Consider the following 17,670-nt stretch of genomic DNA (forward strand, 5'->3'; position numbering starts at 1 on the left):
CTAAGCGACCGCTAGATTTTCAAGGCTATAACGTTCTATTTTCACGAAGAAACATTATATTCGTCAGAGAGAACTCAGTTCGCTTTTTCGCGCCCGCGTAGTTGCGCGAAACGTTGTAGGCAATTGCTGAAAATCCGTGTAAAAACGAAATCTTCAAAAAAGTAATATGAAAAAGTATTTGTCATATTTTGTCTTTTTAGCTTTCTTATGTAACTGCAAAAGCTATAGAAATGAATTTAAAGATTATGAAGGTGATTCTTTCGATCATGTCAAAAAGAAATTCCTGAATTTTTATAATGCTGAAGAATCGAAATATTCAGTGCTGGAGTTTGGTAATGGATTCTCGGGAGAAAAATATACAATTATAAATAATCGCGAGATAATTTACGATAGTATCTTAAATACAAATCCGAATTATGGTCACGCAAAATACATTCGAATAAATAACTTATATGACACTAAAATAACTGACAATTCAACTGGAAAAAAAATCATTGTAAAAAGGAATTTTGCACAAAAGTATAAATACATTTATGTCAATCGTAAGCGGGAATATTTAATATCTTCTGGATTAGTTTCAGATAGTATTAAAAATGGGAGAAAAGTAAAGAATAGAGATAAGCTTTTTATTATTACATATAGCAATTCATTATTGGGATTAATGTAAATGAACGCAACTGCCTACAACCGCCGTTAAGCGAACCGGCTGGTTCATTGGTGATTGAACGAGAAGTTTTCATAACTTCGCTCAGTTAAGCAGAGAGAACTCTGCTTCTATTTCCGCCGCTTCGCTTAGCGGCCTAACGTTACCTGCAATTTTTGAACACGCTTACAACAACTAACAACATGACAGAATGGTATAGAAGAAAAACCTGGACAGAAATCGACGAAGAAGAATTCTTTGCAAAACTTTCAAAAACCAGAAAAGATGGCCGAGCACAATATTTAAAAATACAAGCAATTGAGTTAGTCGAAACTGAAAATGAAAAATTATTAAAGGTTGCCGAATCCTTATTAAATAAAATGTTGACAGAATATCCTGATGACAGTTTTAATAAAAGTACAGCATTAAAAATATTAGGTGACATTTATAGTAAAATTGGAAACGAGAATATCGCCATTGAATATTATAAAAGAGCAATTGATTTTGAAAAAATTTACCCAAATGTAAAAACTCAAGCATATTTAAATTACGCAGAATTAATTGTCAAACTTAATTACACTTCACAATATGACCAACTGAAAAATATATTACTTGAAAGACAAAATACGATGGTTTTTCCGATTGAAAAGTTTAAAGTAAATTTTATTTTATCAGTAATGTATGAATTTCAAGGAATAAATAATTTAGCTCAAATTCATGCTGAATTGGCTGAGAAAAATGCTAGCGAGGAAACTTCTGGATTTACTTATCATAAGAAATTGGGAATTCTACAAGACAAAGAAACTTGGCTAAAAAAAGTATTTAATTATTAAAACTGCAGGTAACCCTCGCTAACCAAAATGGCTGGTTTTCTGTGGCTTGAACGTTTGTTCAAACCAAGAAAATATTATCTTAGCGGAGAGAATTCTGCTCCTATTTCCGCCACTTCGGTTAGCGAGCTAACGTTATGCGCAATTGAATTGAACATCCACCTAAAATTAAAAATATGCTGCAACCATTAACCCAATTTTTATGTGACACATGCCATGGTGTAATCGAAAATCCTGATCAAGGCTGGATTGAGTGGCTTTCAAAGTATGATGGTACTGTACCAAAAAGAAGAAGTACAAATTTTAGAATCTGTCATCATAAAATGTCTTGCCAAAAACTAGCAAAGCATCCTGATTGTGCTGATTTACCACTTCGTGAATTTGTTGGCGCAAAAGCTGCTGTTCACCTAGCAAGTTTATTAGATGTTGGAAGGTTTCATGAAAGGGATTATTCAGGCCCCGAAGTTACAGATTTCGCGGAATTCGCAGAACTAATGCGAAGATTAACTATACCATATTATGAAGAAGCGAGGCAATATTGGAATAGAGCAATGCATGATGGATATTTCTATGATCAAAATGAAATCTATCTTTATCTCCCAGATTCATTGATGAGTATGATTGAACATTATCAAACCGAAGATGAGGATTAGCTTCAAAAGCGCATAACCGCGCATTTAAGCAGCGCGCTGGTTTTCGGTAAGTTGAACTTTCATCTTCACGAAGAAAGTTCTATCTTCGGCAGAGAAAACTCAATCCGCATTGTCGCGGCTGCGTAAATGCGCATAACGTTATGCGACAGTTTAGAACTCCATCAGTAGGAATAACATTTTTCAAAAAATATGTGTATGAAAAATATAACCCTTGCGTTAGTCTTCATGATTACTTTCTCTGGTTTAAGTCAAAAATCTGAAAAATTGACTTTCAATGAACTTAAGAACGAAGTCATAGATTTTATGGTTGCGAATAAAAATATGCAACTTGAAATGGCTGAAAAATATAAATCTGGAGAATACAATACTTTTATTCTAACTGGATCAATAAATCAACAAAAAGAAGGAGATTTAAAAGATGGTCTTTACCAGTTTGCTCCATTAGCAAGCCATCAACAAGTATATTTTGTATTAGTAGAAAAAGACAATTTTGAAATACTTGATTTATCTACTAGAAAACAACTGGATGAAGCAATTATCAAAGTTTTAGATTTTTGTGAAAGAAAAAAGTTCTGTTATGAGATTTCAAGTTCATACACATCCGTTTTAATAAAGTTCTTTTATAACAGAAACAAGAATCCTTTAAATGGCTATGATGTAAATTGTGGCGATAAAAAGATAGGCTTACAAGATTTACCATAAACCGCCGCATAACCGCCGTTAGGCGCAGTGCGCTGGTTTTTGGTAAGTTGAACTTTCATTATTCACGAAGAAATATTATCTTGGCAGAGAGAACTCAGTTCGCTTGGCCGCGACTGCGCCTAGCGGCCTAACGTTAGCTGCAAATTGCGACGCTTTCCAAACTTAAATTTTGCAATCTTTGGCTAACGCAAAATTTGCCGTTTTAAAAGCTCGGCAACCTGCGAGCTAACCGCCGCTAAGCTAATTTGTTCGTTTTGTAGTTGCGGAAAGTTTTTTCTTCACGAAAAAACTCTATCTTCGGCTGAAGCAACTCGGTCCGCTGGCTTCACAAATTCGCTTTAGCGGCCTAACGTTAGCTGCAACCACCGAGAAACCGCAACGGAAGAAACTAAAAAATAGAAAGTATGCACGAAGGAATGTCTAGAGGAGACGAAGTTTATGACAACGGAACCAGTACAATAATTTTATTTTTATTAGTATGCATTTTCATTGTTTTAGCATTTGTTCGTTTACTAGTAAAAAAATCGCTCGGACACTATAAAATTGATGAAATTGAAAGTGCTGAACAAGAAGTTGAAAAACAATATACAATTGATGAAATAAAAACATTAATACAGAAAGAACTAATATTAGCTAATTCAGACGTAGATTTAAAAAATAGTGATTTACTTTTAGCGGATAAAGATTTAGACACACTGATAAAGTTGCACAAGAAACTTGAAAGGGATAGAAAAACGTCAGAAGAAATTAAAGACTTATTGAAATTAAGTGGCAGCAGCTAACCGCCGCTAAGCTAACCGGCTGGTTTTCAGTAGCGTCAGCGTTTTGTATTCACGAAGAAAATGTTATCTTCGGCAGAGCGAACTCAGTCCGCATGGCCGCGACTTCGCCTAGCGGCATAACGTTATATGACAGCGCTGAACTTCGTCGTCAAAATTGAAATTTGTCATCGGTTGTTGTTTGAATCTTGTTGTCAATTTTTTAATCTTTGCGTAGAATCCAAGCCGGGGTGTTTAGTGCCAACGAGCAAGTTAGTCTAAGATAGAACGTTCCTTCTGGATTGCGGAAATTCAAAACTAAAACTTTGTCGAATTACTTTGTAGAGTTTCTTTGTCAATTCCTTTGTCGAGTTTCTATGTCATTTTTTCCAGCAAGATTTGTCAACTAAAGGGCATTTTTCCTAAAAATTAAAATTCCCAGGTTTAAAAAAATTGCATTGCGTGTAGATTTATTTTGGTGCGCCGCCATATAACAGCGCAACTAAGCGAGCGCTACATTTTCCAGGCTATAACGTTCTATTTTCACGAAGAAACATTATATTCGTCAGAGAGAACGCAGTTCGCTTTTTCGCGCCCGCGTAGTTGCGCGAAACGTTAGCGGTAATTATTTCACCGTTTCAAAATTCAAATACAGTTATTAATGAAAATTCCGTCAACAATAAAAAAATCTGAACCTCCCAAAGACATTGTTTTACAATCAGAAGACAGCAATCCAATTTTAAGAATAACTCTTCAGGATAATACAAATCACGAATTAGAACCTTATATGAAAAGCATTTATTTTTCAGAAAGTGCTTATCAAGATTATTATACATTCAGAGCATTGTACTTAACTGGAAATCAATTTTTCATAATTAGTAAACTCGTAAAAACTGCTGGCGATTGCATAGAAAAACTATTGAAATTGTTTTTATTATCATATAATCCAAACATCGATGTAAAGAATTTTTCACATAGCCTAAATAAATTACGAGAAACTTGCGAAGGCATAGATAACTATTATCAAAATCCAATTCTTAAAACATTTTGTAATGAATACTCCCAAAAAATTAAAGGAGTGAATGGGCATCAAATATTTGGTTATTCAGACACTTCTGTTATAAATAGAATAGAAGTTGATTGGTTAAAAATTTTGAATCTATTGGACGAAACTTATTTAGAAACCCTAATCAGAATGAATAACTACGAAGGATTAAACTCATCTGATATTTTTGCTATCTACCTTAATCGTGGTACTGCCATCTCAAGATATAAAGAAATATTCAATGACGTAAGAAATATATTTTTTTCAAAAAATGAGTATATTGATGATTTTTATAGAAAGAACAAAAAAATTATTGAGAAGCATACAATTCCATTATAATAACTACCGCTAACAGCGGTTTCGCGCAATAGCTGGCAAGCATTGCGCCGGAATCCTAACGGATTCCTGAAACCTTGTCTTCTGCTTACTATTTTTTCTTAACTTGCCGCTACTGACGCGAAGCCGCGAAACGTTATGTGAGATTCCGAAAAACTTTACGTTGAAAATTGCGCTTGTTACCATTTTTTGGTAACTTGCCTAAAATTTATTCAGCCATGGGAAAGAACACATCAATATCGCTAGGAAATCATTTCGAAGATTTCATTGAAAATAGTATCAGTAATGGTCGATTCAATAACGCAAGCGAAGTAGTTCGGGCGGGTTTACGTCTGCTAGAAGATGAAGAAAATAAAATCGTTGCTTTACGAAATGCGCTTCAAGAAGGAATTGATAGCGGAATCGCCAAAGATTTTGATCCTAAAAAATTCCTGGAATCACTGAAAGCTAGAAAAAAGTAAAATGGCAAAATATCATTTTACAAACAGAGCGCTGAACGACTTAATTGATATTTGGGATTATACAGTTGAAGAATGGTCACAAAACCAGGCTGAGAAATATTACAATTTGATAATGGCTTCTTGCATGGATTTGGCAAATAATCCACAACTTGGGAAATCCTATAAAATTACTTCGATAGATATTCTTGGCTATAAATGTGGTGAACATATTATTTTCTACAGAGAAATTTCGAAAAATGAAATTGAGGTAGCTAGAGTTTTGCACGGAATGATGGATTTAAAAAGTAAAATCTAGGAACCTCACATAACCGCGCATTTACACAGTAGCTGGATTTTTATAGCCGAAAATTGTTAGTTCACGAAAAACATTTATCTTCGGCAGAGACAACTCAGTTCGCTTTGTCGCTACCGCGCAAATGCGCCTAACGTTGTAGGCAATTGCTGAAAATCCGTGTAAAAACGAAATCTTCAAAAAAGTAATATGAAAAAGTATTTGTCATATTTTGTCTTTTTAGCTTTCTTATGTAACTGCAAAAGCTATAGAAATGAATTTAAAGATTATGAAGGTGATTCTTTCGATCATGTCAAAAAGAAATTCCTGAATTTTTATAATGCTGAAGAATCGAAATATTCAGTGCTGGAGTTTGGTAATGGATTCTCGGGAGAAAAATATACAATTATAAATAATCGCGAGATAATTTACGATAGTATCTTAAATACAAATCCGAATTATGGTCACGCAAAATACATTCGAATAAATAACTTATATGACACTAAAATAACTGACAATTCAACTGGAAAAAAAATCATTGTAAAAAGGAATTTTGCACAAAAGTATAAATACATTTATGTCAATCGTAAGCGGGAATATTTAATATCTTCTGGATTAGTTTCAGATAGTATTAAAATGGGAGAAAAGTAAAGAATAGAGATAAGCTTTTTATTATTACATATAGCAATTCATTATTGGGATTAATGTAAATGAACGCAACTGCCTACAACCGCCGCTAAGCGAACCGGCTAGTTTTGTGGTTGTTGAGCGTTTGTCAAAACCAAGAAAATATTATCTTAGCAGAGGGAACTCTGCTCCCATTTCCGCCGCTTCGCTTAGCGGCCTAACGTTAAATGATAGTTTTGTTGACGAGATGTAATAACCAAAACGTTTTTCCGTTTCCAAGTAAAAGAGAAAAATGAACTTGAAACTTTGGAAAATTACATTTTATCTTTTAGGAATTTTTCCTTTGTTATTCAATATCTCGATCCTTTCCTTTTACTTTCATACAGCTACAATTTTAAACCACTTACCTATTCCTAGCTTAAATGATCCTAAAAACTTAGAAATTAATTCATTTTATTCTCCAATAGTTTTGATGACTTTTGTAGCAACTGGATATGCGCTTTGTGTTTGGGTTATTTGTTCAATAATTTACGTTATCAAAAATAGAAGAAGCAGTTTTGATAAACCATTTGTATTTGCTGGCCTATCTTTTTTAATTTCAATTGTGATTTTTTTCTCTGACATTCTATATTGGTATATGGATTAGAAAACGTCAAAACCATCATTTAACCGCCGTTTTGCAGCAATTGCTGGGTTTTGTGGACGTTTTTCGTTCACAAAAAAAACTCTATCTTCGGCAGAGAGAACTCGGTTTGCTTTGATCAGCAACTGCGCAAAGCGGCCTAACGTTATGCGCAACCCTAGAGAAAATTCGTCGATAACATGAAAAGACATTTAACTGTTTTACTTTCAATCTTAATATTTACTTCTTGTGGAAATTCGATTTCTGGAAACTTTTGGAAAGACTTTAAATCTAAAGAAATCAAAACTGAAAATTTTGATCATGGTCCATATGGAGGAACTAGCGAGATAATTTGGAAAAGTAATGAAAATTTTAAAAAGTCAGAGATAGTAAAATTCGCTGAAGAAAATAACTGGAAATTTGTTGGTGAAAAAAATAGCGCCGAGATACAGAAAGCAAATAATCTGTCTTCTCGAATTTTAAGTGACAAATTTGATTTAGATGAATATAAAAACTCTCGAATCTTGATTTTCAAAACTGATTTATTAACTATTCATGAAGATGAAAATTTATCAACGCAAGAGAATTGTTTTATAATTTTAAATAAAAATAAAATGATTCTTTATTATCGTTGGGGAGATTACTAAAACCGGGCGCGCATAACCGCCGTTTCAAGCCATTGCGGAGATTTTCATCACCGGAAATCCCTATTTCATGAAGAAAGATTATCTTCGGCAGAGAGAACTCAGTTCGCTTTGATCCGCAACGGCGTGAAGCGGCCTAACGTTGGCAGTAATGATAAAAACCTAATCGTACAAAATGGCTTCTAGCAACACAAAAATACGTCGATCAATAACAGAATTTAAAAATTTCCTAGACTACTATCAAACTGATTATGACAGTTTGTACCGATCAATCAAACCGGGCGAAGGTTGGAAAATTCCCTATTTCGAAAATGAGCTTTATGTGTTAGTTGAGAACATGCATGGCCAGCTATACGAAGGAATATATCCTAAACTCACCGAATCTCATCCCGCAACCGACACTGAAATAATAAGTTCGTTTAGGGGTTCATTTGATTATCTTGAACTAGCCGAAAAGTTGTTAATAAACCCTTTATTCGAGGCTCATAAAGATTCTATCATTGGTTTGGCGGAAACGCTTATTTATGACTTGTTTTTAAAAGCAAAAGAAAAACTTTCTGAAGTGATAGAATTAGCAACTAAAGATTTAGATGCTGAAAAACCCGAGCCTCTTACATTTGGTGATAAATTTGGAATTATTGTAGCAACTCAAACGGAATTTGATGCGGTCATTAATCTTTTGAAAGAAAAAAAAGACGAGGGTTATGATCCTCAAGATTCAAATGTTTATTATTCCGGTTATTTTGAGAAAGATGACAAACGTATTCCAATTGTTGTAACAAAAACTCATCACCAAGGATTACCAGCCGCGTCCACTACCACTACAAAATTAATACTTAAATATAGGCCAAAATTTATTTTTATGATTGGTCATCAAGCTGGCAATCCAGCTTTACAACGAACTCATAAACTTGGACATATCTTGATTTGTGACGAATGCGTTGACTATCAACAAACAGAAATCATTCAACGCAAAGGAGATGAAGAAGTGATAGAGGAAAAAGACAGAAAAATTTCAATCCTTATTGACTCATGGCTTAAAACGCGATTGAATTTGTTTTCACAGATTCAAGTTACTTTGAACGATATAAAATCAAAACATGCTAATAATGCCGCATTTCCAGACGAACTTAAAGCATATTCTGGCAAAACGGTTTCAGGAAGTGCATTATTACGGTCAGCTACACGATTTGAAGAAATCGCTCAAAAAAATCCTGGTTTAATTGGACTCGATATGGAAACCTATGGTTTTTACTATGCTTGTACTAACACCTTAACTGAAAATCAACCGAAATTTGCCTCCATAAAATCTATTTCCGACTATGCTGAACATGTCCCAAATTATTCACCAGAATGCAAAGCACCAATAGTGAGGCAAGAGTATGCATGTCATACGAGCGCAAATTTTTTACATGAGTTTTTATTAGATAATTTCTAGCATCACTACTGCCAACCGCTGTTTTGCAGCAATTGCTGGGTTTTGTGGTTGCGGGACGTTTTTCTTCACGAAAAAACTTTATCTTCGGCAGAGAGAACTCGGTTCGCTTTGATCAGCAACTGCGCAAAGCGGCCTAACGTTGGTGGCAATTTCCAAACAAATCGGGTAAATTCAATACAAATGAAGATTAAATATTATATAGCTTTTATTTTAATTCCAATATTGAGCTTTTCACAAAGCAAAAAAACCAATTATATAAATTCTCTAATCCTAAATGATAAACTTTCTGTTCTAAATCTTTTAGTATTCCAAGATGAAAACCAGTCAATTATTATAAAAGAGCAGGAGATTTATTTTGAGTTTGAAGCCAAGAAATTACGCGAACCTTCTCTTCTACAATATAATTGTATAGATGATCAAGGTAAATTGATATTTATTGGAAAGTATTCTACTGAAGATTATCCAACTAATAAACTTATTACTACCTATTTTGATTTGAATTCCCAAAAAACAAACTTTTTAAGCCGGTCCGAAATTGACACATTAAAAAATCATAGTGATGAATATTTAGGAGAATCAAAATATAATAAAATTAAAACCAACGGTAATTCTCAAATTGAGCGGATAAGAAATTTTTCATTTGATGGAGAAATCTTTGATGAGCGCCTTTTTGAATATGACAAAAATGGAAGAGTTGTTAAGTGCGTTTGGAAAAGAAAATGCAATTTTCAATCTGGAACTTGTGAAGACCAAGTAATCACATTTTTTAAATATGATGCAAAAAACAATTTGATTAAAAGCTATTTATTTGGGAATGTAACTCGAAATGACAAGTTAATTCAAAATAATTTTATATACTATAACGAACAAAATCAAATTTCAAAAATTACCGAAACAACTGTATATATGGGTGACGAAGGTCACAATAGCCAAATTTTAAAAGGTAAATTAAAGGGAGAATTCAAATTTTATGATCGTGATATAATTAATGAGTTTAAATATTCAAAAACTAATAACAGTCTTGAAATTAAAATTGTAAATTCAAACAAACAGTATTCAGTTACTGTAGAAGAAAATTTCAGTAATTTTAAAAGTTATCTTGTAAAAACCAATTGAAACTGCCACCAACCGCCGTTTTGCAGCAATTGCTGGGTTTTGTGGTTGCGGGACGTTTTTCTTCACGAAAAAACTCTATCTTCGGCAGAGACAACTCGGTCCGCTTTTATCAGCAACTGCGCAAAGCGGCCTAACGTTACCGGCAAGCTTTAAACCCTACATTTCAAAATGAAATACATATTAATATTCATATCCGTTTTCTTTTTCTCGTGTAATGAAAAGACTAAAAAGCAATCAACAGAATTTAATGAAAAAGTTGTAGACTTTGCAATTGAAAATTCTAATGACAAGTTTATAGAACTTGAGGATTTATATGATTTGAAGTCAAAAGAAATTGTGAGCAAAGATGAAGATGAAAAGCTTATTCTAGTGCAAATATTGAAAAAGAAAGGCTTTACAATTACAAATTGGGGACGTGGAAATCATCCATTGGGACCAAGAATTGTTGTGTTGAATTTGAAAAAAGATAATTGTGAATGTGAAGTACAGAAAACATATTATTCTTCAGATGCTTTCCCAGGAGAAATTTATAAGACAACTGAAAAAATTAAATGCAAAAAAGCCAGCCGGTAACAGCGCAGTTAAGCAAGAGCTAGATTTCGGTAAGTTGAACGCTCGTCTTTCACGAAGAATGTTTTATCTTGGCAGAGAGAACTCAGTTCGCTCTGACGCTCCTGCGTAACTGCGCGAAACGTTAGCGGCAACCTCACAACAAATTATTAAATATGACAACTAAAAAAGCAATTTTATCGTTTTTACTGATTGTGCTGATTTTTTCTTTAATAATTAGAGTTTTTGGAACTAATTCAGATTTGGCTAAAAACATAACTCGTGAGAAAATTGAAAGCATTGAACCAGGAATGTCATATGAAAAAGTTATTTCAATTTTAGGTAAACCTATCAAAGTGAGACAATCAAAAACGTTAACCGTTATGGAATATTCTCGACCAGTAAGTTTTTCGAAAAATTACCCGATGCTTTGGGTAAATCTAGATAGAAATAACAAAGTTGATCATGTTTACGCTAAAAGATATATTTGGTTTGGTTGTGACGATGAAGGAATTTATTTGAGAGAAAAAGAAAATAAGTCAATGGACAAAGAAAAGTTTGAGCTTTGTTTCAATTAAAGGCAGCCGCTAACACCGCATTTAAGCAAGAGCTGGTTTTTAGGTCGCCGGGCGTTTCTTTCTCACGAAGAAACATTATATTGCACAGAGAAAACGCAGTTCGCTTTTCCGCTCCTGCGTAAATGCGAGAAACGTTATACGGCATTTCCGAAAATCGCAATCAAAAGAGAATTTATAATGATAACAGAAAAATTTGCTTGCCCTTGTTGTGGTTATAAAACATTTCACGAAAAACCAGACGGTACTTATTCAATTTGTACAGTTTGTTATTGGGAAGATGATCCCTTTCAACTAGAAAATCCAGATTACATTAGTGGCGCAAATAGAGTTTCTTTACGTCAAGCTCAAATAAATTTTGAAAACTTTGGAGCGTGTGAAAAAGAAATGATTAAATATGTTCGTCAGCCTGGCGCTCATGAAGCAAGAAATAAAAATTGGAAATTAATAGATTAGTAAAATGGCCACTCAAATCTGTCCAAATTGCAAAGCCGACTCATTTACTTGGACAACCGATGAAGATGAAAACAACAATCTAGAAACAACTTGGGGTTGTTCATGCGGGTATTCTGCTAAAGAAGATGAATCACAACAAGGGAATTGTGATGATTGTAAAAAATTCTCTAAAATGAAACTCGAAGATGAGAATAAAATTTATTGGTGGTGCTGTAGCTGTAATAAAATTGAGATAATAAACGCCGTATAACCGCCGTTTCATCGACATTGCCGAGATTTCGGCAAGTTGAACGTTCGGTTTTCACGAAGAAAGTTCTATCTTGGCAGAGAGAACTCAGTCCGCATTTCCGGCAACGTCGTGAAGCGGCCTAACGTTACATGACAGCGCTGATCTAAACAAGCAACATTTGTCAAAACTGGAAACTTTCATTTAGTTTCTTTGTCGAATTTCTCTGCCATTTTTAATTTCTTTGCGCTGAACCAAGCCGGTGAATTTTGTGCACACAAGCAAGTTTCTTCAAAGTAGAAACTTTCCACTTCTTGGATTGCGCAAAACTGGGACCGAAAATCTTTGACGAAATGCTTGCGGAAAATCTTTGTCGAATTACTTTGTCCCAAACTTTGTCTTTTTATAACTTCATTCTTCAAATGAAATTAATTTTAAAGAAGTGTGACTGGAATACTAATTAGCATTTTTTTGTTTTGCGCATAATCTTTTAATCACTTTGAGGGCGCCGCCATGTAACAGCCTGTAAGCGAATTGCGCTGGTTTTTAGTTGCCGGAAGTTGTTTCTTCACGAAGAAACTTTTATCTTCGGCAGAGAAAACTCAATCCGCTTGGTAGCGAATTCGCTTACAGGCGACACGTTAGCTGCAAATTGCGACGCTTTCCAAACTTAAATTTTGCAATCTTTGGCTAACGCAAAATTTGCCGTTTTAAAAGCTCGGCAACCTGCAAGCTAACCGCCGCTAAGCTAATTTGTTCGTTTTGTAGTTGCGGAAAGTTTTTTCTTCACGAAAAAACTCTATCTTCGGCTGAAGCAACTCGGTCCGCTGGCTTCACAAATTCGCTTTAGCGGCCTAACGTTAGCGGTAATTATTAAGAATGAATCCGTATATTTATCAGGAATTAATACAATAAATTTAAATGAAAAAATGCTATATAGTAGTTTATGATGTTAGTGATGACGGAGATTACGACGAATTATATAAAAGCTTAAAATCGTATTCTGGTTGGGCCAAAATTACTGAATCATCTTGGGCTATAGTAACTGAAAAAAAGGCTTCAGACTTAAGAAATGAATTAGAAAAATTTATTGGAAGCACTGGACGTATATTTATCGTAAAATCAGGAGTTGAAGCAGCCTGGCGCAGAGCGAAAGCGAGTAATGAATGGTTTAAAAAAAACTTGTAATATGGCTCCAGGAGAACAGAATGAATCATATTCAGTAAGAAGAGGGAAATTCGATTCGCTAACTCTATACGAAGTTTCGGAGCAAGAATTAAACATCATAGAAGGAGGTTCGACAAATTCCATATTTTTAAATTTTGCAATCTTTCTTTTATCAATAGCTATATCCTTTTTTGTTACAATTTTTACTTTTGACTTTTTCCCAAAAGATCAAGAGCCAATGTTGGTAAAATTTATAGTCTTTTTAGTAGTGGCAATTTTAACCACTTTGGTTGGCCTAGTATGTTTTATACTTTGGATAAAATCAAACGACTCATTTACGGATACAATTAAGAAGATAAAAAATCGTCTTAAAGAAGAAAATTCTCAAAGGGTCGAAGACGACGAAAGCATTGATATTGTTGAATAACTACCGCTAACAGCGCAGTTAAGCAAGAGCTGGTTTTTCGTGGGTTGAACGTCCGTTTTTCACGAAGAAAGTCTTATCTTGGCAGAGAGTACTCAGTCCGCTTTTCCGCTCCTGCGTAACTGCGCGAAACGTTATATGACAGCGCTGAACTTCGTCATCAAAATTGAAATTTCTCATCGGTTGCTACTTAAATCTCTTTGTCATTTTTTTAATTTCTTTGCGTAGAATCCAAGCCGGGGTGTTTAGTGCCTACAAGCAAGTTTACTTAAAATAGAACATTCCTTCTGGATTGTGTAAATTGAAAATTAAAACTTTGTCGAATTACTTTTGTAGAGTTTCTTTGTCAATTCCTTTGTCGAGTTTCTATGTCATTTTTTTCAGCAAGATTTGTCAACTAAAGGGCTTTTTTCCTAAAAATTAAAATTCCCAGGTTTAAAAAAATTGCATTGCGTGTAGATTTATTTTGGTGCGCCGCCATATAACAGCGCAACTAAGCGAGCGCTAGATTTTCAAGGCTATAACGTTCTATTTTCACGAAGAAACATTATATTCGTCAGAGAGAACGCAGTTCGCTTTTTCGCGCCCGCGTAGTTGCGCGAAACGTTGGCTGAAATTTTTGAAAACTCTCGCATATGAAGAAACTATCATCTATACTTTTGTTTTTTTTAATCTTTGGATGTAGAGAGGAAACAGAAAAACAAGAAAATTTAAGTGATGGAATCACAAGCGAAGAGTATAGCGATATTTCTGAAAATTATGTATTCAAACCTTATGAAGACAATAAATCATATTGTACCAAAATTTTAATCAATAGTCTTAAAAAAAGCAAGGAACGTTTTCCTCCATTTTCTCCACTAATGCTTTTTGAAAGCACACAAATTTCTACTTTTGAAGATTTATTAGAAAGTTCAGAAAAAACCTCATATTGTTGTTGTCCAACTCCAAATTTAGAAATTTCGTTTTACAATAATAATTCCGAATTCGACAGCTATTTGGTAGACACAATAGAGTTCAAAAATAAAGTTAGAATTTTTGATAAAGGATATCAATTCTCATACTTAGTAAATAAGAAAAAATGGAAAGAATATTTAAAGGATAAAAAAATAAAAAATAGGCATTACCGAACATCTGACCTTGCCGCCGCAAGGAAAATCTATAATATCTGTCTTGAAAATAATCTAATAGTCAAAAATGCGCCAACGGTTTCTAAACATTGGATGAGTTATGATGGTGAATTTACATTCATAGTTGAAGAAAAAGGAAAAAAAATTGCAGAAGATTTCCATCTAGAATTAAAGAAAAAGTATTCCGAAAAGAATTTCAAAACTCAATTTATCTATCAAAAACATATTTATAACGAGGATAAGTCTAAGTATTATCAATCAAGAATTGAATTAATTATATTTTGCAATAAAGACTTTTATAATGCTTTTGATTTACAAGGGAAGAAATCTAAGTTTAGAAAAACTAAAGCTGATTTTTTTATTCTTGGCCCAAACAAAAAATTAGAGGCCTTACCTGATATCAAATAAAACTTCAGCCAACCGCGCATTTACGCAGTACGCTCGTTTTCGGTAAATTGAACTTTCATCTTCACGAAGAAAGTTTTATCTTCGGCAGAAACAACTCGTTCCGCTTGCGCCGCGACTGACGCAAATGCGCATAACGTTAGCTGCAAATTGCGACGCTTTCCAAACTTAAATTTTGCAATCTTTGGCTAACGCAAAATTTGCCGTTTTAAAAGCTCGGCAACCTGCGAGCTAACCGCCGCTAAGCTAATTTGTTCGTTTTGTTAGTTGCGGAAAGTTTTTTCTTCACGAAAAAACTCTATCTTCGGCTGAAGCAACTCGGTCCGCTGGCTTCACAAATTCGCTTTAGCGGCCTAACGTTATAGGCGATTTATAGAATCTCAATCAAAATAATGCTCGAAGAAAAAATCATATATGCTCCTAACAAACTTATCTTTGAAGACACAATAAAATTTGTGAATTCATTTTGTAGAATTTGGGGAAAGAAAAAATATATTTTCGACTTTAAAAACACCACTACTCTCGACACATTTTCTCTTCTATATGTTAGTTACAAGCTTGAAGTCTTTAAAAAAAATAATCCTACGTCAGAATTTCACGCCCGAAATATTAAGCATTTAACTTATCCGGCTCATATGGGCTTTTTCAAATCATTTGGAGCAAATTTTGGAAAAAATCCTGGCGAAGCAGCAGGATCGAGAACCTATAGTCCAATTAAGATTTTCAAAATTAGTGAGATAAAGCAGACCGCGCGAGATTCAGGAATACACTATGCTGAATATTTAGAACAACTCGCAGAAGAAATCAGTAATATATTGACTCAGAATAAAAGTGAAACGGTAACAGATATTTTGAAATACTCTATCCGTGAAATTCTTAGAAATATTGTAGAACATAGCGAGGGAGATGAATTTTCTTTTTGCGCTCAATACATTCCAAGCCTAGGAAAAGTTTATTTTGCCGTTTTGGACAAAGGAATCGGATTGAAAAAAGCTTTATCAAGTAACCCTAAACTCTCGCTCCTAGACGATATGGATGCAATACGGTGGGGGTTAAAGCCAGGTGTCTCAGGGAAAGTCTATCCAGGTCAAAAGCGAAAACCAAAGGGAGATTGGGCTAATTCGGGTTATGGGTTATATATGACAAGCAATATATGTAAACAAGGCTCAAGTACATTTTTTATCTGTTCAGGGGAATCAGGCTTATTGATTTCAAAAACTGGTGAACAGGAATTAAAATTAGAAATGGAAGGCACTGCTGTTTATTTAGGAATAGATATTCATAAGATTAAAGAATTGAAGGTAATGCTCAAAAAGTTTGGAGATAATGTCCCAAAAGATATATTTATTCAACCTTCTAAATCAAGTATGAATATAGCTAGTAAATCTAAAAATGCATAAACCGCCTATAACCGCCGTTTCATCGACATTGCCTAGATTTCGGTAGATTGAACGTTCGTTTTTTACGAAGAAAGTTTTATCTTGGCAGAGAGAACTCAGTCCGCTTTTCCGGCAACGTCGTGAAGCGGCCTAACGTTGGCAAACATGCGCGAAATCCGTCGTTGAAACAAAAAATCGTAAAATATGAAAATGCGTAAAATCTTAGCTGTCATTTTTCTTTTACTCTCATTTGCATCGTTTGCGCAAAGTGACACAATTGCAAAACGTAAAGCGATAAAAGAAGAAAAATCTGTTTCAATTTCAATGATCCAACTGATTGCTAATCCTGAAAAATATGATGGGAAACGCGTTACAATTAGTGGTTATATAATGACCGAGTTTGAGGGAACAGCAATCTTTTTTAGCCGCGAAGATTACGAACACGGTTTTACAAAAAATGGAATATGGCTAAATGTAGAATCCGATCGTGCTAACATTTACAATAAAGAATACGGAAGTTTAAGCGGAGTTTTCGATATCAAAATTAATGGGCACTTTGGAGCATATAGTGGAAGCTTAAAAGATGTACATTTTTATTTTAGAAAGTAAGTGCACGTCTGCCAACAGCGCATTTACTCAAAGCGCTCGTTTATGGTAGGTTGAACTTCTTGAATTCACGAAGAAACAGTATCTTCGGCAGAGAAAACTCTTTCCGCTGGCGCCGCGTTTGCGCAAATGCGCGACACGTTACATGACAGCGCTGATTCAAACAAGCAACATTAGTCAAAACTGGAAATTCTCATTTTAATTTCTTTGTCGAATTTCTTTGCCTTTTTTTAAATTCTTTGCGTTTAACCAAGCCGGTGGGTTTTGTGCGCACAAGTAAATTTCTCCAAAGTAGAAACTTTCCATTTCCTGGATTGCGCAAAACTGGAATCGAAGATCTTTGGCGAAATACTTTGCGGAAAATCTTTGTCGAATCACTTTGTACCAAACTTTGTCTTTCCACAAGTTCATTCTTCAAATGAAATTAATTTTAAAGAAGTGTGACTGGAATACTAATTAGCATTTTTTTGTTTTGCGCATAATCTTTTAATCACTTTGAGGGCGCCGCCATGTAACAGCGCAACTAAGCAAGCGCTGGATTTTCCAGGCTACAACGTTCTACTTTCACGAAGAAACATTATATTCGTCAGAGAGAACGCAGTTCGCTTTT

Annotated in this window: 24 protein-coding genes; 21 read left to right on the forward strand and 3 right to left on the reverse strand. The window is 34.4% G+C overall.

Going from position 1 to position 17,670, the window contains the following annotated elements; all coding sequences use genetic code 11:
- The first annotated feature begins 166 nt into the window (after positions 1–166).
- From QM717_RS17955 to QM717_RS17995, 9 genes are all read left to right on the forward strand, one after another.
- A complete protein-coding gene (locus tag QM717_RS17955; RefSeq protein WP_415039571.1) occupies positions 167–667 on the forward strand; it encodes a hypothetical protein in 501 nt (166 codons plus the stop codon).
- Between the two features lie 179 nt (positions 668–846).
- Positions 847–1,476 carry a tetratricopeptide repeat protein gene (locus QM717_RS17960; protein ID WP_415039593.1) on the forward strand — a complete coding sequence of 210 codons (630 nt, stop codon included), beginning with the start codon at positions 847–849 and terminating at the stop codon, positions 1,474–1,476.
- Positions 1,477–1,649: 173 nt separating this feature from the next.
- Positions 1,650–2,126: a hypothetical protein gene (locus QM717_RS17965; RefSeq protein WP_415039595.1), complete on the forward strand. Its 477-nt coding sequence runs from the start codon at positions 1,650–1,652 to the stop codon at positions 2,124–2,126.
- A 195-nt stretch (positions 2,127–2,321) separates the two neighbouring features.
- Positions 2,322–2,828: a hypothetical protein gene (locus QM717_RS17970; protein ID WP_415039597.1), complete on the forward strand. Its 507-nt coding sequence runs from the start codon at positions 2,322–2,324 to the stop codon at positions 2,826–2,828.
- Between the two features lie 404 nt (positions 2,829–3,232).
- A complete protein-coding gene (locus QM717_RS17975; protein WP_415039581.1) occupies positions 3,233–3,610 on the forward strand; it encodes a hypothetical protein in 378 nt (125 codons plus the stop codon).
- A 637-nt stretch (positions 3,611–4,247) separates the two neighbouring features.
- Positions 4,248–4,970 carry a hypothetical protein gene (locus tag QM717_RS17980; protein ID WP_415039599.1) on the forward strand — a complete coding sequence of 241 codons (723 nt, stop codon included), beginning with the start codon at positions 4,248–4,250 and terminating at the stop codon, positions 4,968–4,970.
- A gap of 215 nt (positions 4,971–5,185) precedes the next feature.
- A complete protein-coding gene (locus QM717_RS17985; protein ID WP_415039601.1) occupies positions 5,186–5,428 on the forward strand; it encodes a type II toxin-antitoxin system ParD family antitoxin in 243 nt (80 codons plus the stop codon).
- Between the two features lies 1 nt (position 5,429).
- Positions 5,430–5,723: a type II toxin-antitoxin system RelE/ParE family toxin gene (locus QM717_RS17990; protein ID WP_415039603.1), complete on the forward strand. Its 294-nt coding sequence runs from the start codon at positions 5,430–5,432 to the stop codon at positions 5,721–5,723.
- Between the two features lie 186 nt (positions 5,724–5,909).
- Positions 5,910–6,350, forward strand: coding sequence for a hypothetical protein (locus tag QM717_RS17995; protein WP_415039605.1), 441 nt, complete (start codon positions 5,910–5,912; stop codon positions 6,348–6,350).
- 618 nt (positions 6,351–6,968) lie between these two features.
- Here QM717_RS17995 and QM717_RS18000 read toward each other — a convergent pair.
- The gene (locus QM717_RS18000; protein WP_415039607.1) at positions 6,969–7,160 is read right to left on the reverse strand and encodes a hypothetical protein; all 192 of its coding nucleotides are present in this window, start codon (positions 7,158–7,160) and stop codon (positions 6,969–6,971) included.
- On the opposite strand from QM717_RS18000, the gene QM717_RS18005 reads away from it, so the two are divergent.
- The 7 genes from QM717_RS18005 (at position 7,149) to QM717_RS18035 (ending at position 11,976) form a co-directional block, all read left to right on the forward strand.
- Positions 7,149–7,595 (forward strand): hypothetical protein, encoded by a 447-nt coding sequence (locus tag QM717_RS18005; protein ID WP_415039609.1) that lies wholly within the window; start codon positions 7,149–7,151, stop codon positions 7,593–7,595. The genes QM717_RS18000 and QM717_RS18005 overlap by 12 nt on opposite strands.
- Positions 7,596–7,767: 172 nt before the next feature.
- The gene (locus QM717_RS18010; RefSeq protein WP_415039611.1) at positions 7,768–9,030 is read left to right on the forward strand and encodes a hypothetical protein; all 1,263 of its coding nucleotides are present in this window, start codon (positions 7,768–7,770) and stop codon (positions 9,028–9,030) included.
- 180 nt (positions 9,031–9,210) lie between these two features.
- Positions 9,211–10,146 (forward strand): hypothetical protein, encoded by a 936-nt coding sequence (locus QM717_RS18015; RefSeq protein WP_415039612.1) that lies wholly within the window; start codon positions 9,211–9,213, stop codon positions 10,144–10,146.
- 168 nt (positions 10,147–10,314) lie between these two features.
- Positions 10,315–10,719 (forward strand): hypothetical protein, encoded by a 405-nt coding sequence (locus QM717_RS18020; protein WP_415039580.1) that lies wholly within the window; start codon positions 10,315–10,317, stop codon positions 10,717–10,719.
- A 152-nt stretch (positions 10,720–10,871) separates the two neighbouring features.
- Positions 10,872–11,273: a hypothetical protein gene (locus QM717_RS18025; RefSeq protein WP_415039614.1), complete on the forward strand. Its 402-nt coding sequence runs from the start codon at positions 10,872–10,874 to the stop codon at positions 11,271–11,273.
- 177 nt (positions 11,274–11,450) lie between these two features.
- The gene (locus QM717_RS18030; protein ID WP_415039615.1) at positions 11,451–11,726 is read left to right on the forward strand and encodes a CPCC family cysteine-rich protein; all 276 of its coding nucleotides are present in this window, start codon (positions 11,451–11,453) and stop codon (positions 11,724–11,726) included.
- A gap of 4 nt (positions 11,727–11,730) precedes the next feature.
- Positions 11,731–11,976 (forward strand): hypothetical protein, encoded by a 246-nt coding sequence (locus QM717_RS18035; RefSeq protein WP_415039616.1) that lies wholly within the window; start codon positions 11,731–11,733, stop codon positions 11,974–11,976.
- Between the two features lie 176 nt (positions 11,977–12,152).
- On the opposite strand, the gene QM717_RS18040 is transcribed toward QM717_RS18035, so the two are convergent.
- Positions 12,153–12,374, reverse strand: a complete 222-nt coding sequence (locus tag QM717_RS18040; protein WP_415039617.1) for a hypothetical protein — start codon at positions 12,372–12,374, stop codon at positions 12,153–12,155.
- A gap of 499 nt (positions 12,375–12,873) precedes the next feature.
- Here QM717_RS18040 and QM717_RS18045 point away from each other — a divergent pair, with 499 nt between their 5' ends.
- From QM717_RS18045 to QM717_RS18065, 5 genes are all read left to right on the forward strand, one after another.
- On the forward strand, positions 12,874–13,140 hold the full coding sequence (locus QM717_RS18045; protein WP_415039618.1) for a hypothetical protein: 267 nt from the start codon (positions 12,874–12,876) through the stop codon (positions 13,138–13,140).
- 1 nt (position 13,141) lies between these two features.
- Positions 13,142–13,546 (forward strand): hypothetical protein, encoded by a 405-nt coding sequence (locus tag QM717_RS18050; protein WP_415039620.1) that lies wholly within the window; start codon positions 13,142–13,144, stop codon positions 13,544–13,546.
- A 632-nt stretch (positions 13,547–14,178) separates the two neighbouring features.
- A complete protein-coding gene (locus QM717_RS18055; protein ID WP_415039621.1) occupies positions 14,179–15,078 on the forward strand; it encodes a hypothetical protein in 900 nt (299 codons plus the stop codon).
- A gap of 389 nt (positions 15,079–15,467) precedes the next feature.
- The gene (locus tag QM717_RS18060; RefSeq protein WP_415039623.1) at positions 15,468–16,475 is read left to right on the forward strand and encodes a hypothetical protein; all 1,008 of its coding nucleotides are present in this window, start codon (positions 15,468–15,470) and stop codon (positions 16,473–16,475) included.
- Positions 16,476–16,658: 183 nt separating this feature from the next.
- The gene (locus QM717_RS18065) at positions 16,659–17,063 is read left to right on the forward strand and encodes a hypothetical protein (protein WP_415039625.1); all 405 of its coding nucleotides are present in this window, start codon (positions 16,659–16,661) and stop codon (positions 17,061–17,063) included.
- 190 nt (positions 17,064–17,253) lie between these two features.
- On the opposite strand, the gene QM717_RS18070 is transcribed toward QM717_RS18065, so the two are convergent.
- Positions 17,254–17,478: a hypothetical protein gene (locus QM717_RS18070; RefSeq protein ID WP_415039578.1), complete on the reverse strand. Its 225-nt coding sequence runs from the start codon at positions 17,476–17,478 to the stop codon at positions 17,254–17,256.
- Between the last annotated feature and the right edge of the window lie 192 nt (positions 17,479–17,670).

Source organism: Flavobacterium sp. (assembly GCF_047602195.1).
Classification (GTDB): Bacteria; Bacteroidota; Bacteroidia; order Flavobacteriales; family Flavobacteriaceae; genus Flavobacterium.